This is a genomic window from Modestobacter versicolor (assembly GCF_014195485.1).
Classification (GTDB): domain Bacteria; phylum Actinomycetota; class Actinomycetes; order Mycobacteriales; family Geodermatophilaceae; genus Modestobacter; species Modestobacter versicolor.
The window spans coordinates 312,287-326,315 of the sequence record NZ_JACIBU010000002.1 but is presented as its reverse complement, the minus strand read 5'-3'; the positions used below and the strand labels follow the sequence as shown (position 1 = coordinate 326,315).

Below are 14,029 nucleotides of genomic sequence, written 5' to 3'. Positions count from 1 at the left end.
GATCCGATGGCCGAGGACACTCCCGCACCTGGGAGAACCCGACCGTCACCCGAGAACTCCGCCGACCACCAGCCCAGTGGGGCCGACGTCGGCTGGGGGATCACCGGCACGATGCTGTCGGGGATCATCGTCTGGGGTGGCGCCGGGTTGGCGCTCGACCGCTGGCTGGGCACGAGGTTCCTCGTCCTGGTCGGTGTCCTCCTCGGCCTCGGTGTGGCCATCTACATCATCGTGATCAAGTACGCCCCGCCCGTGCCGCCGGTCGGCAGGGCAGCACACGGGACAACCCCGGGTGGCCGACGCGGTCAGCCCAGGACGCAGAAGGGACAACGGTGACCTCAGGCGCCCTCGCGCTCAGCGACGTGCTCGCGGCCAACGGCGAGGGGTTCGAAGCCCCGACGATCGAGGAGTTCTACCCCGAGCCGATCGCGTCGTTCTCGCTGCTGGGCCTCGACTTCGAGATCACCCGCATCACGCTGATCATGTGGATCGCGACCCTCGCGATCGGGGCTCTCCTCGTCGCGGCGGTCCGCAAGCCGACCATCGTGCCCGGCCGCATGCAGTGGCTGGCGGAGAGCGGCTACTCGGTGGTCCGCGACGGCATCGCCCGCGACGTCATCGGCCCCAAGGGCCTGCCGTTCGCGCCGTTCCTCGCGTCGCTGTTCTTCTTCATCCTCGCGAACAACGCGATGAGCATCATCCCGTTCGCGCAGATCTCCCCGAACTCGAAGTTCGCGATCCCGCTGGTCCTCGCCCTCATCTGCTGGGTGCTCTACAACTGGATCGGCATCCGCGAGCAGGGTGCGGCCAAGTACTTCAAGGACGCCGCGATCCCGCCGGGTGTGCCCAAGCTGGCGCTGATCCTGGTCACGCCGATCGAGCTGCTCCAGGTCTTCGTGATCCGGCCCTTCACCCTCGCCGTCCGGCTCTTCGCGAACATGTTCGCCGGCCACATGCTGCTGGCGGTGTTCGCGCTCGGCACGTCCTACCTGCTCTTCGTGGGCAACTTCTCGGTCATCTTCGCGCCGTTCTCGTTCCTCATGGCCCTGCTCATGACGTTCTTCGAGCTGCTGGTGATCGTCCTGCAGGCCTACGTCTTCACCGTGCTGATGGCGACCTACCTGAACGGCGCCGTCGAGCCCGCACACTGATCCACCCCCCGCAGACCGCACCACCAGCACGACCCAGCCAGCCGCCCGGGATGACCCCGGGCGACCGACACAGGAGGAGCACCACCCCATGATCGAGGTTCTCGCAGAGCTCGAGGGCAACATCGGCACCGTCGGTTACGGCCTCGCCGCGATCGGCCCCGGCATCGGTGTCGGTGTCGTGTGGGCGGCCTACATCCAGGCCACCGCGCGTCAGCCCGAGTCGGCCGGCCTGACCCGGACCTACGCCTTCCTGGGTGCCGCCCTCTCCGAGGCGCTCGCGCTCATCGGCCTGGTCGTCCCCTTCATCTACTGACCTGCCCGGTCCCTTCCCACTGACTTCAGGGAGCCTGCAGAGCATGGACATCCTGGCCGCGGAGAGCGCCAATCCGCTCCTGCCACCCGTCGCCGAGATCATCGTCGGTCTGATCACCTTCGGGATCCTGCTGGCGGTGCTGGTCAAGTTCGTCTTCCCGCAGATGGAGAAGACGTTCGTGGCCCGCCGCGAGGCGATCGAGGGCGGCATCGAGCGAGCCGAGGCCATGCAGGCCGAGGCCAAGGCCGCCCTGGAGCAGTACCGCGCGCAGCTCGCCGAGGCGCGCACCGAGGCGGCGCAGATCCGTGACGCCGCGCGCGCCGAGGGGCAGCAGATCATCGAGGAGCTCCGCGCCCAGGCGCAGGAGGAGTCGGCCCGCATCGTCGCCCGTGGCGAGGAGCAGCTGAACGCCTCGCGCCAGCAGGTGGTCACCGAGCTGCGCGGCCAGATCGGCACGCTCGCGGTCGACCTGGCCGGGCGCGTGGTCGGTGAGTCGCTGGCCGACGACGCGCGCCGCAGCGGCACCGTCGACCGGTTCCTCGACTCCCTCGACGGCATGACCGCCACCACCGGTGACGGTGGCAGCTCGGCGTACGTCCCGCAGGACGTCCGCTGATGCACGCCTCCAGCCGGGCCGCGATGGAGGCATCGCGGGAAGCGCTCCAGGCGCAGACCTCCGGTGCCCGCAGCCGCAACCGCGGCGAGGCGCTGCTGACCCTGGCCGACGAGCTGTTCTCCGTGGCGCACGTGCTCGACGGCACGCTCTCGCTGCGCCGGGCGCTCTCGGACGCCTCGGTCCGCCCCGACGACCGTGCCGGGCTGGTCCGCCGGCTGCTGTCGGCCAAGGTCGGCGAGAACACCCTGCAGGTGCTCGAGGCGGTGGCCCGGCAGCGCTGGTCGCGGCCGCTGGACCTGGTCGAGGCGACCGAGACGCTGGCCACCGAGGCAGCCCTCGACGCCGCCGACGCGCGCGGTGAGCTCGACAGCGTCGAGGACGAGCTCTTCCGGTTCAGCCGCATCGTGGCCGGCGACGACGACCTCGCGCGGATCCTGGGCAACCGGTCGGCGCCGCGCGAGGGCAAGGCCGCGCTGCTCGACCGGCTGCTGACCGGCAAGGTCAGCCCGGTCACCGAGCGGCTGGTCCGGAACTCGCTGACCAGCTCGCACGTGCACAGCGCGGAGAACGAGATCGAGCGGCTGTCCACCGCGGCGGCCCGCCGGCGCGGTCAGGCGGTGGCCCACGTGGTCAGCGCGGTCCCGCTCACCGCCACGCAGGAGCAGCGTCTGGTCGCCACGCTCGAGCGCCTCTACGGGCGGACCATGGGCCTGCAGGTCCAGGTCGACCCGTCGGTGCTCGGCGGTCTGGTGATCCGCGTCGACGACGAGGTCATCGACGGCAGCATCGCCCACCGGCTCGAGGCCGCCGGCCGGCGGCTGGCCGGCTGACGGCACCGCCAGCAGCCACCCGCCCGACCCCACGCACCAGTTCCACACCAGCAGAAGAGGACGCGACGCCATGGCCGAGCTGACGATCTCCGCGGACGAGATCCGCAGTGCCATCCAGAACTACGTCACCGACTACACCCCGGACGTCTCCCGTGAGGAGGTCGGTGTCGTCACCGAGGCCGGCGACGGCATCGCCCGGGTCGAGGGCCTGCCCTCGGTCATGACCAACGAGCTCCTCGAGTTCGAGGGTGGCGTGCGCGGCCTGGCGCTGAACCTCGACGTGCGCGAGGTCGGCGTGGTCATCCTGGGCGACTTCGCCGGGATCGAGGAGGGCCAGACGGTCCGCCGCACCGGTGAGGTCCTCTCGGTCGCCGTCGGCGACGGGTACCTCGGCCGGGTCGTCGACCCGCTGGGCAACCCGATCGACGGCGCAGGCCCGATCGAGACCACCAGCCGCCGCGCCCTCGAGCTGCAGGCGCCCACCGTGGTGCAGCGCCAGTCGGTGCACGAGCCGATGCAGACCGGCATCAAGGCGATCGACGCCATGACCCCGATCGGTCGCGGTCAGCGCCAGCTGATCATCGGCGACCGGCAGACCGGCAAGTCGGCCATCGCGCTGGACACGATCATCAACCAGAAGCAGGCCTGGGCGACGGGCGACCCGTCCCAGCAGGTGCGCTGCATATACGTGGCGGTGGGCCAGAAGGGCTCCACCATCGCCGCCACCCGGGCCGCCCTCGAGGACGCCGGCGCGATGGAGTACACGACCATCGTCGCCGCCCCGGCCTCCGAACCGGCCGGCTTCAAGTACATCGCCCCCTACACCGGCTCGGCCATCGGCCAGCACTGGATGTACGAGGGCAAGCACGTCCTCATCGTCTTCGACGACCTGTCCAAGCAGGCCGAGGCCTACCGCGCCGTCTCCCTGCTGCTGCGCCGCCCGCCGGGCCGCGAGGCCTACCCGGGCGACGTCTTCTACTTGCACTCCCGCCTGCTGGAGCGCTGCGCGAAGCTCTCCGACGAGCTGGGCGCGGGCTCGATGACCGGTCTGCCGCTCATCGAGACCAAGGGCAACGACGTCTCGGCCTACATCCCGACCAACGTCATCTCGATCACCGACGGGCAGATCTTCCTCGAGACCGGTCTGTTCAACTCCGGTGTCCGCCCGGCGATCAACGTCGGCGTCTCGGTGTCCCGGGTCGGTGGCTCGGCGCAGATCAAGGCGATGAAGTCCGTCGCCGGCCGGCTCCGCCTGGACCTGGCCCAGTTCCGCGAGCTCGAGGCCTTCGCCTCCTTCTCCTCGGACCTGGACGCCTCCAGCCGGGCCACCCTGGACCGCGGCCAGCGCCTGGTCGAGCTGCTCAAGCAGGGCCAGTACTCGCCGTTCCCGGTCGAGCGCGAGGTCGTCTCGCTGTGGCTGGGCACCACCGGCAAGCTGGACCGGGTCCCGGTCCCCGACGTGCGTCGCTTCGAGTCCGAGTTCCTCGAGTTCATCGGCCGCGGCGACAACCCGATCTTCGACACCATCCGCGAGTCGAAGAAGCTGGACGACGACACGGTGGGCAGCCTGGAGCGGGCCGTCGAGACCTTCTACGGCCAGTTCACCACCTCCGACGGCGAGTCCCTGCAGGTCAGGGACGAGGCCGTCGAGGCGATGGACGCCAAGGACCGTGGCCAGGAGACCGTCCAGGTCAAGCGGAGCGCCTGACGTGGCCGGCTCACTCCGCGCGCTGCGGCGCCGGATCCGCTCCACCCAGTCGACGAAGAAGATCTTCTCGGCCCAGGAGCTGATCGCCGGTGCCCGCATCGTGCGTGCCCAGAACCGGGTGGAGGCCTCCAAGCCCTACGCCCGGGAGATCACCCGGGTGCTGTCCGCGCTGGCCGGCTCGGCCAGCCTGGACCACCCGCTGCTCACCGAGCGCCCCGACGCCAAGCGGGCCGCGGTCCTGATCATCACCTCGGACCGCGGCTTCGCGGGCTCCTACAACGTCAACGTGCTGCGCCGCACCGAGGAGCTCCTCGGCCTGCTGCGCAACGAGGGCAAGGAGCCGGTGCTCTACGTGGTCGGCCGCAAGGGCGAGACGTATTACCGGTTCCGTGACCGCGAGTTCGCCGACTCCTGGACCGGCTTCTCCGAGCAGCCCGGCTACGAGGACGCGCAGGCGGTGGGCCGCACGCTCATCGACGCCTTCACCGCCGGTGAGGACGACGAGGACGGCGGCGCGGGTGCCGACGGCATCCTCGGCGTGGACGAGCTGCACATCGTCTACACCGAGTTCCGCTCGCTGCTCTCCCAGGTGCCCGTCGCCCGGCGGATGGCCCCGCTGGTCGTCGAGGAGGTCGACGAGTTCCGCGACGAGGCGGACGGGGCCGGGCGGGGCGGGGAGGCTCAGCGCACCAGCGAGGTGCCCACCTCCTACGAGTTCGAGCCGTCGGCCGAGGCGCTGCTGGACGCGCTGCTGCCGAAGTACGTCACCACCCGCATCTACGCGGCGATGCTCGAGGCGGCTGCCTCGGAGTCGGCCTCGCGGCGGCGGGCGATGAAGTCGGCGTCCGACAACGCCGAGGAGCTGGCGAAGAACCTGTCCCGGCAGGCCAACCAGGCCCGCCAGGCGGAGATCACCCAGGAGATCAGCGAGATCGTCGGCGGCGCCGACGCGCTGGTGTCCGCAGGCAGCAACGACTGAGCACGCACGACTGAGCACCGCCCCGGTGGCGGCGGGACACGCCGCCACCGGGGACACTGAAGACACAGATCGACCGAGCCCGAGGGCAGGAGAGCAGCACAGATGACCGTCACCGAGGACCGTCCGAGCACCCAGGAGACCACCGGCAGCGGCCGGGTCGTCCGGGTCACCGGGCCGGTCGTCGACGTCGAGTTCCCCCGCGACGCGATGCCCGACCTGTTCAACGCCCTGAAGGTCGACGTCACCCTGGCCGACCTGGGCAAGACGCTGACCCTCGAGGTCGCCCAGCACCTGGGTGACAACGTGGTCCGCACCATCTCGATGGCCCCCACCGACGGCCTGGTCCGCGGTGCCGAGGTCCGGGACACCGGGTCGGCCATCTCCGTGCCCGTCGGCGAGGCCGTCACCGGGCACGTGTTCAACGCCCTCGGCGAGTGCCTGGACACCCCCGGCTACGGCGAGGACGCCCCGCACTGGACGATCCACCGGCACGCGCCGAAGTTCGACCAGCTCGAGGGCCGCACCGAGCTGCTCGAGACCGGCATCAAGGTCATCGACCTGCTGACCCCGTACGTCAAGGGCGGGAAGATCGGCCTGTTCGGTGGGGCCGGCGTGGGCAAGACCGTGCTGATCCAGGAGATGATCCGCCGCGTCGCGCAGGAGTTCGGTGGCGTCTCGGTGTTCGCCGGCGTCGGCGAGCGCACCCGCGAGGGCAACGACCTCATCACCGAGATGACCGAGTCCGGCGTCATCAACTCGACCGCGCTGGTCTTCGGCCAGATGGACGAGCCGCCGGGCACCCGGCTGCGCGTGGCGCTCTCGGCGCTGACGATGGCGGAGTACTTCCGCGACGAGATTCAGCAGGACGTGCTGCTGTTCATCGACAACATCTTCCGGTTCACCCAGGCCGGCTCGGAGGTCTCCACGCTGCTGGGCCGCATGCCCTCCGCCGTGGGGTACCAGCCGACCCTGGCCGACGAGATGGGCGAGCTGCAGGAGCGGATCACCTCCACCCGCGGCCGGTCGATCACCTCGCTGCAGGCGATCTACGTGCCCGCCGACGACATCACCGACCCGGCGCCGCACACCACCTTCGCCCACCTCGACGCGACGACGGTGCTCTCCCGGCCGATCTCGGAGAAGGGCATCTACCCGGCCGTCGACCCGCTGGACTCCACCAGCCGGATCCTCGACGCCCAGTACGTCGGGCAGGAGCACTACGACACCGCCCGCGAGGTGCAGCGGATCCTGCAGCGCTACCAGGAGCTGCAGGACATCATCGCCATCCTCGGCATCGACGAGCTCGGTGAAGAGGACAAGGTCACCGTCAACCGGGCCCGTCGCATCGAGCGGTTCCTGTCGCAGAACATGTTCGTGGCCGAGGCCTTCACCGGTCAGCCGGGCTCGTACGTGCCGCTCAGCGAGACGCTGCAGGCCTTCAAGGCCGTCGCGGCCGGCGAGTACGACCACGTGCCGGAGCAGGCGTTCTTCATGTGCGGTGGCCTCGAGGACCTCGAGCGCAACTTCGACAAGCTGAAGAAGAGCTAGGAGCACCTCCGCAGTCGCCGACGGCCGGGTCCCCTCGCGGGGGCCCGGCCGTTGTCGTAGGTGGGGTGTACCACCGAAGGATGCCGGGCCCTCCTGAGCAGGGCGCGGCAGCGCGACCGCCATCCGATCGGGTGGTCGTGCGCATGAACGCTCAAGGATCGACCGCTCCGGGTCGATCATCTGGTCAGCGCGTCCGAGCGGCGGACGCCACGCGCGGGAGTACGACGGTGCAGAAGCTGGACCTGGCAGCGGTGCTGCGACGCGGGGGTGCGACGGCGAGCCCGTCCGCCACCCTGGAGCGCCCCGAGCTGCCTGCCGACGCTCTCGAGTGGAGCTGGCCGCCGTACGCCCCCGTCGAGACCGACGACGAGCCGTTCGACACCGTCGAGTGGGCGCCGTCCTCGGTGGTCTGGCACCCGCAGCTGCGGGTCGGTCGCTGGACCGTCGTCTACCGCCGCTGATCGACGCCCCCCGGTCGCGGCGCGCGGACGCCGGGCACCGGCCGTCGGCAGGGCTGCAGGGGAACGTCCCCGGGCGCGCCGCTACAGTGGGGTGACCCCGTCGCCGGGGCACGTCCGCCCGGCGACCCCGCACCGTCGGCCTGACCGGCCGGCCGGTGGACCCCGAGGAGTGTCGTGGCGACCCTGCAGGTCGAGCTCGTGGCCGTGGAGCGGATGATCTGGTCCGGTGAGGCCAGCATGGTCATCGCCCGCACGACCGAGGGTGAGCTCGGTGTCCTGCCCGGGCACGCCCCGCTGCTCGGTGAGCTCGCGCCCGGTGGCGTCGTGACGATCCGCACCGACTCCGGCGAGGACCTGGTCGTGGCCGCCCACGGTGGCTTCCTGTCGGTCACCGAGCGCGGGGTGTCGATCCTCGCCGAGACCGCCGAGCTCTCCACCGAGATCGACGCCGAGCGCGCCCGCGAGGCGCTGCGCCGCGCCGAGTCCGACGGTGACGACCCGGAGGCCCTCGCCGCCGCCCGTCGCGCGCAGTCCCGGCTCCGCGCCGTCGGCCAGGACGCCTGAACGCGGACTGAGCAGACGCCCGAGGCCCGCACCGTCCCCGCCGCGCTGACCGCCCGCTGGTGACCACGGTCGTCCTCGTCCTGCTGGGACTGCTGCTCGTCGCCCTGGTCGCGGCCTTCCTGCTCCGCCGGCGGTTCCTGCTCTCCGGCCTCGGGGCGGTGACCATGTGGCTGCGCCCGCCGGGAGCCCCGCGGTGGGCCGTGGGTGTGGCCTGGTACTCCGGCGACACCCTGCTCTGGTACCGCGCGCTGTCGCTGTCGGTGCGCCCCAACCGGCGGCTGATCCGCTCCCAGTTCCAGGTCGAGGCCCGGCGCGGCCCGACCACCGAGGACCTCTCCCTGCCCTGCGAGAGCGTGATCCTCACCGTGCGCACCGACGCCGGTCAGCAGGAGCTGGCGATGGAGTCCTCGGCGGTCACCGGGTTCCTGTCCTGGATCGAGTCCGCCCCGCCGATCGATCGGTGAAGTCGAAGGACCCCCGTGCCCCCCGTCGGGGCCCTGTACGGAGCCCGTTCCAGACTGACGGTGGAGCCGGGTCACTCCGTGTGGCGGGCGTTCCTCGCCTGGCGTTGGGCGTGCACGCCGCTGTGCGCACCGGGCTCCCAGAGGACGTCGCCGTCCGGGTTGGCCGCGCGGGCCAGGATGAACAGCAGGTCGGACAGCCGGTTCAGGTAGCGCGCCGTCTCCGCGTTGGTGTGCTCCGCGTCGACCTCCAGCAGCGCCCACACGCTGCGCTCGGCGCGCCGGGCGACGGTCCGCGAGGTGTGCAGCAGCGCGGCCAGCGGGGTGCCGCCGGGCAGCACGAACGAGGTGAGCGCCGGCAGCTCGGCGTTGGCGGCGTCGCAGGCCGCCTCCAGCCGCTCGGTGTAGGCCGGGGTGATCCGCAGCGGCGGGTGCTCGGGCGCCTCGACCACCGGCGTGGACAGGTCCGCGCCGACGTCGAACAGGTCGTTCTGCACGCTGCGCAGCAGCTCGGTCAGCTCCGGGGTGGGGGAGCCCAGCGCCAGGGCCACGCCGAGGGAGCTGTTGGTCTCGTCGACGTCGGCGTAGGCCACCAGCCGCGGGTCGGTCTTCGCGACCCGGGACATGTCGCCCAGGTGGGTCTGCCCGGCGTCACCGGTGCGGGTGTAGATGCGGGTCAGCCGGACGGTCATGCTCCGAGCCTAGGCGGCGGCGCGCGTGCGGCTCCGCTGCTCGCCCGCCGGCAGGGCAGGTGACGGGCACGCAACTAGGCTGGGTCCCGTGGACTGCTTCGAGGTGACCGGTGGCTCGCCGCTGCGCGGGCGCGTCCGGGTCACGGGCGCCAAGAACAGCGCGCTGAAGCTCATGGCGGCCGCCCTGCTCGCGCCGGGGCGGACGACGCTGGACGAGGTGCCCGACATCCTCGACGTCGAGATCATGAGCGAGGTGCTGCGCCGGCTGGGCTGCGGCGTGACCTTCGAGCGCTACCCGCTCGAACCCGGCGGCAGCCCGAGCGGCGGCGGCCGGGTGCTGATCGACGTCCCGGAGCAGCCCTCCAGCGAGACCGACTACGACCTGGTCCGCCGGATGCGCGCCTCGATCAGCGTCCTCGGCCCGCTGGTCGCCCGGCTGGGCACCGCCAAGGTCGCCCTGCCCGGCGGGGACGCCATCGGCTCCCGCGGCCTGGACATGCACGTCGCCGGGCTCGAGCGGCTCGGCGCGACCGTCGTCAACGAGCACGGCTTCCTGATCGCGACCGCCCCCAAGCTGGTCGGCACCTCGATCTGGCTGGACTTCCCGTCGGTGGGCGCCACCGAGAACCTGGTGATGGCCGCGGCGCTGGCCGAGGGCACCACCATCGTCGACAACGCCGCGCGCGAGCCGGAGATCGTCGACCTGTGCCGGATGCTGGTCGCGATGGGCGCCGTGATCGAGGGCGCCGGCACCTCCACGATCACCGTGGAGGGCGTGCGGGAGCTGCGGCCGGTGGCGTACACGACGGTGCCCGACCGCATCGTCGCCGGCACCTGGGCGATCGGTGCGGTGATGACCCGCGGCGACCTGGTCATCGAGCGGGCGGTCGCCGAGCACCTCTCCGTGCCGCTGCAGAAGCTGGTCACCGCCGGTGCGACGGTCGAGCCGCTGCCCGACGGCGTCCGGGTGGCGATGACCGAGCGGCCGGTGGGCGTCGACGTCGTCACCCTGCCGTTCCCCGGGTTCCCCACCGACCTGCAGCCGATGGCGGTCGCGCTGGCCGCCGTCTCGACCGGCACCGCGCTGATCACCGAGAACGTGTTCGAGGGCCGGTTCATGTTCGTCAACGAGCTGGTCCGGCTCGGCGCCGACGTGCGCATCGACGGCCACCACGCGGTGGTGCGCGGGCGCGAGCGGCTGTCCAGCGCTCCGGTGCTGGCCACCGACATCCGCGCGGGGGCCGGGCTGGTGCTCGCCGGCCTGCTCACCGACGGCGTCACCGAGGTGCAGGACGTGCGGCACGTCGACCGCGGCTACCCGGACTTCATCGAGCAGCTGCGGGGCGTGGGCGTGCAGATCGAGCGGACCGAACGGCCCGATTGAACTCCTCCGACCGGCTGTTCCGCCCTCGTGCAGGGGCCCGGGCCGAGCGGAGCGAGGTCTGGGGGGCAGGAGGGTCCTCCTACTTGCCGCCGAAGGAGAGCGCCAGCGCCCGCGCGCGGTCGAGGTCCTCGGGGAAGACCAGCACGTCGGCCCGGTGCGCGGCCGGCTCCCGGATCGTCGAGCGGATGCCGGCGTCGGAGAGCACCGCGCGCAGCGCCAGCGCCGACTCCTTGCGGGTGAGCGTGGCCACCGGGGTGAGCAGCTCCTCGCGCGAGCGCGGGGCCGAGGACTCCGACGCGAAGGCCCAGCGCAGGAAGAGCCCGATCAGCGCGATGGCGATCAGGGCGATGGCAGGACCCACGAGGAAGTGCAGGCTCCCGGCGTCGATCGGCACAGCTGACCTCCCGCGGGTGGGGCGGCCGAGCGGCCCGTGCCCCTGCGACCGAGTGTGCCACCGGCGCGCGACCCCCGTTGCTACTGACGAGTAACCGCCCTACGCTCCGCTGGCATGCCGTTCCCTTCAGCGTCGAAGGACCGCGACCGCCCCTGGGTCATGCGCACCTACGCCGGCCACTCCTCGCCCGCGGAGTCCAACGCGCTCTACCGCCGGAACCTCGCGAAGGGGCAGACCGGCCTGTCGGTCGCCTTCGACCTGCCCACCCAGACCGGTTACGACCCCGACGACGAGCTCGCCGTCGGTGAGGTCGGCAAGGTCGGGGTGCCGGTCAGCCACCTCGGTGACATGCGTGCGCTCTTCGACGGCATCCCGCTCGACGAGATGAACACGTCGATGACGATCAACGCCCCGGCGATGTGGCTGCTGGCGCTGTACCAGGCGGTCGCCGAGGAGCACGGGCACGACGTCACGCAGCTCGCCGGGACGACGCAGAACGACATCATCAAGGAGTACCTGTCCCGCGGGACCTACGTCTTCCCGCCGGCGCAGAGCATGCGGCTGATCACCGACATGGTCGCCTACACGGTGACCGCCCTGCCGCGGTGGAACCCGATCAACATCTGCAGCTACCACCTGCAGGAGGCCGGGGCGACGCCGGTGCAGGAGATCGCCTACGCGATGAGCACGGCCATCGCCGTCCTGGACTCGGTGCGCGACTCCGGCCAGGTGCCGCCGGAGCGGTTCGGCGACGTCGTCGCCCGGATCAGCTTCTTCGTCAACGCCGGGGTCCGGTTCGTCGAGGAGATGTGCAAGATGCGCGCCTTCGGCCAGCTCTGGGACGAGCTGACCCTGGAGCGGTACGGCGTCCAGGACGCGAAGCGGCGGCGCTTCCGCTACGGCGTGCAGGTCAACTCCCTCGGGCTCACCGAGGCGCAGCCGGAGAACAACGTCCAGCGGATCGTGCTGGAGATGCTGGCGGTCACCCTGTCCCGCGACGCCCGCGCCCGGGCCGTGCAGCTGCCGGCCTGGAACGAGGCGCTCGGGCTGCCCCGGCCCTGGGACCAGCAGTGGTCGCTGCGGCTGCAGCAGGTGCTCGCCTTCGAGACCGACCTGCTCGAGTACGAGGACCTGTTCACCGGGTCGGTCGTGGTGGAGCGCAAGGTCGCCGAGCTGGTCGAGGGCGCGCGCGCCGAGATCGCCCGGGTGCAGGAGCTGGGCGGCGCGGTGACCGCGGTCGAGTCCGGCTACATGAAGGGGCAGCTGGTCGCCTCGCTGGCCGAGCGCCGGCGCCGGATGGAGAGCGGCGAGGACGTCGTCGTCGGGGTCAACCGGTTCCGGACCACCGAGCCCAACCCGCTGCTGGCCGACCTGGACACCGCCATCCAGACCGTCGACCCGGCCGTGGAGGCCGCCGCGCAGGCGGCCGTCCGGGAGTGGCGTGCCCAGCGGGCGCCCGGTCCGGTCCAGGAGGCGCTGGACGCGCTGCGCGCCGCGGCCGGCACGGACGAGAACCTGATGGCCGCGACCCTGCGGTGCGCCCGCGCCGGCGTGACGACGGGGGAGTGGGCCGGCGTGCTGCGCGAGGTGTTCGGCGAGTACCGCGCACCCACCGGGGTCGCCGCCGCCAGCGCGGGGGCGGGCGACAGCAGCCTCACCGAGGTGCGGGAGATGGTCCGCGCGACCGCCGCCGAGCTGGGCGGGCGGCTGCGCTTCCTGGTTGGCAAGCCGGGCCTGGACGGGCACTCCAACGGCGCCGAGCAGATCGCCGTCCGGGCCCGGGACGCCGGCTTCGAGGTCGTCTACCAGGGCATCCGGCTGACCCCCGCGCAGATCGTGTCGGCCGCCGTCGAGGAGGACGTGCACGTCGTCGGGCTGTCGGTGCTCTCCGGCTCGCACCTGCAGGTGGTGCCCGCGGTGCTCGACGGCCTGCGCGCCGCCGGGCTGGACGACGTCCCGGTGGTGGTCGGCGGGATCGTCCCGGACGCCGACGCGCGCCGGCTGCGCGAGCTCGGCGTCGCTCGGGTGTTCACGCCCAAGGACTTCGGGATCACCGACATCATGGCCGAGGTGGTGGCGGTGGTCCGCGAGGCCAACGGCCTCGCGGCACCCGTGCCGGCCTGAACGGCGATCAGCCGTCGAAGGGCCGGCGGTCGAGCAGGCGGGCCCAGCGGTCGGCGACCGGAGCGGCAGCGTCCGGCCACGTCCATCCGCCGGCACGGTAGGCGAAGAGCCGCACCCGGCAGGTGGCGGTGAGCCGGTCGGTCACCGTCCGGTGGGCGTCGTGGACCAGGACGGTGACCGCCCAGTCGTGGTGGCCGTCCCAGGCGCGGTCGCGGACCCGCGGCAGGAGGTCGGCGACGGGGACCCGGCCGGTGACCTCCTGGCGGAGCAGGTGCTCGTCCCCGGTGCCACGGGCCGGGAGCCAGGACAGCCCGCGGTCCGGCGAACCGCCGGTCCGGCCGCAGGCGAGGCCGACCAGCGCGGGCCGGTCGCCGAGGTTCTCCAGGCACACCGTCGCGCGCAGCTGGACGTCGACGGTCCCCGGCTCGGCGTCCGCCGCCGATCCGGCCGCGGGGGTCGAGAGGACGTCGTCGACGGTGACCGACACCAGCGGTGCGGCCGCGTCCAGGCGGTCCTGCTCGGCGCGTCGTGCCGACGCGATGACCTGCCGGTGGGAGTTGACCGCCGAGACGTAGGCGACGAAGAGCGCGACGGCCGTGGCCATGACGGAGACCGCGGTGAGCACGACGGCTGCCACGTCGACGTCGCCCTCGGCGCCGAACGTGAGGCGCAGCAGGACCATCGCGGTCGCGGTGAGCACGAGCAGGGCGCAGACGGAGAGGACGAGCCGGCCCTCCCGGCGTGAACCGTCGAGCAGGAACTCCGGGCTCTCCACGAGGGGACAGTGTCCGGCAGCTGCTGGCC

The 14,029-nt window shown here is 72.2% G+C and carries 16 protein-coding genes; 13 read left to right on the top strand and 3 right to left on the bottom strand.

Annotated elements, in window-relative coordinates; genetic code table 11:
- The first annotated feature begins 6 nt into the window (after positions 1-6).
- The 11 genes from FHX36_RS21520 (at position 7) to FHX36_RS21470 (ending at position 8,634) form a co-directional block, all read left to right on the top strand.
- Positions 7-336 (top strand): hypothetical protein, encoded by a 330-nt coding sequence (locus tag FHX36_RS21520; protein WP_110551349.1) that lies wholly within the window; start codon positions 7-9, stop codon positions 334-336.
- A complete protein-coding gene (gene atpB, locus FHX36_RS21515) occupies positions 333-1,151 on the top strand; it encodes a F0F1 ATP synthase subunit A (RefSeq protein WP_110551345.1) in 819 nt (272 codons plus the stop codon). The genes FHX36_RS21520 and atpB overlap by 4 nt, the downstream gene beginning before the upstream one ends.
- An 88-nt stretch (positions 1,152-1,239) precedes the next feature.
- Entirely contained in the window at positions 1,240-1,464 is a 225-nt protein-coding gene (atpE, locus tag FHX36_RS21510; RefSeq protein ID WP_181428681.1) for an ATP synthase F0 subunit C, read from the top strand.
- A gap of 43 nt (positions 1,465-1,507) precedes the next feature.
- Entirely contained in the window at positions 1,508-2,080 is a 573-nt protein-coding gene (locus FHX36_RS21505) for a F0F1 ATP synthase subunit B (RefSeq protein WP_110551344.1), read from the top strand.
- Positions 2,080-2,910, top strand: a complete 831-nt coding sequence (locus tag FHX36_RS21500) for a F0F1 ATP synthase subunit delta (protein WP_110551343.1) — start codon at positions 2,080-2,082, stop codon at positions 2,908-2,910. The genes FHX36_RS21505 and FHX36_RS21500 overlap by 1 nt, the downstream gene beginning before the upstream one ends.
- Positions 2,911-2,980: 70 nt before the next feature.
- The gene (gene atpA, locus FHX36_RS21495; protein WP_110551342.1) at positions 2,981-4,618 is read left to right on the top strand and encodes a F0F1 ATP synthase subunit alpha; all 1,638 of its coding nucleotides are present in this window, start codon (positions 2,981-2,983) and stop codon (positions 4,616-4,618) included.
- 1 nt (position 4,619) lies between these two features.
- Positions 4,620-5,597 carry a F0F1 ATP synthase subunit gamma gene (locus FHX36_RS21490; RefSeq protein WP_110551341.1) on the top strand — a complete coding sequence of 326 codons (978 nt, stop codon included), beginning with the start codon at positions 4,620-4,622 and terminating at the stop codon, positions 5,595-5,597.
- Positions 5,598-5,699: 102 nt separating this feature from the next.
- The gene (atpD, locus tag FHX36_RS21485) at positions 5,700-7,145 is read left to right on the top strand and encodes a F0F1 ATP synthase subunit beta (protein ID WP_110551340.1); all 1,446 of its coding nucleotides are present in this window, start codon (positions 5,700-5,702) and stop codon (positions 7,143-7,145) included.
- 227 nt (positions 7,146-7,372) lie between these two features.
- Entirely contained in the window at positions 7,373-7,606 is a 234-nt protein-coding gene (locus FHX36_RS21480) for a hypothetical protein (RefSeq protein ID WP_110551339.1), read from the top strand.
- 174 nt (positions 7,607-7,780) lie between these two features.
- Complete coding sequence (locus FHX36_RS21475; RefSeq protein ID WP_110551338.1) at positions 7,781-8,170, top strand: F0F1 ATP synthase subunit epsilon; 390 nt, start codon at positions 7,781-7,783, stop codon at positions 8,168-8,170.
- 59 nt (positions 8,171-8,229) lie between these two features.
- Positions 8,230-8,634, top strand: a complete 405-nt coding sequence (locus FHX36_RS21470) for a DUF2550 domain-containing protein (RefSeq protein ID WP_110551337.1) — start codon at positions 8,230-8,232, stop codon at positions 8,632-8,634.
- A 71-nt stretch (positions 8,635-8,705) separates the two neighbouring features.
- Here the strand turns inward: FHX36_RS21470 and FHX36_RS21465 are convergent, their stop codons facing one another.
- Positions 8,706-9,323 (bottom strand): cob(I)yrinic acid a,c-diamide adenosyltransferase, encoded by a 618-nt coding sequence (locus tag FHX36_RS21465; RefSeq protein ID WP_110551336.1) that lies wholly within the window; start codon positions 9,321-9,323, stop codon positions 8,706-8,708.
- Positions 9,324-9,411: 88 nt separating this feature from the next.
- Here FHX36_RS21465 and murA point away from each other — a divergent pair, with 88 nt between their 5' ends.
- A complete protein-coding gene (gene murA, locus FHX36_RS21460; protein ID WP_110551335.1) occupies positions 9,412-10,707 on the top strand; it encodes a UDP-N-acetylglucosamine 1-carboxyvinyltransferase in 1,296 nt (431 codons plus the stop codon).
- 79 nt (positions 10,708-10,786) lie between these two features.
- On the opposite strand, the gene FHX36_RS21455 is transcribed toward murA, so the two are convergent.
- The gene (locus tag FHX36_RS21455; protein WP_110551334.1) at positions 10,787-11,101 is read right to left on the bottom strand and encodes a hypothetical protein; all 315 of its coding nucleotides are present in this window, start codon (positions 11,099-11,101) and stop codon (positions 10,787-10,789) included.
- Positions 11,102-11,215: 114 nt separating this feature from the next.
- Here FHX36_RS21455 and FHX36_RS21450 point away from each other — a divergent pair, with 114 nt between their 5' ends.
- Positions 11,216-13,225 (top strand): methylmalonyl-CoA mutase family protein, encoded by a 2,010-nt coding sequence (locus FHX36_RS21450; protein WP_110551333.1) that lies wholly within the window; start codon positions 11,216-11,218, stop codon positions 13,223-13,225.
- A gap of 7 nt (positions 13,226-13,232) precedes the next feature.
- Here the strand turns inward: FHX36_RS21450 and FHX36_RS21445 are convergent, their stop codons facing one another.
- Entirely contained in the window at positions 13,233-14,000 is a 768-nt protein-coding gene (locus tag FHX36_RS21445) for a hypothetical protein (RefSeq protein WP_110551332.1), read from the bottom strand.
- Positions 14,001-14,029 lie beyond the last annotated feature (29 nt).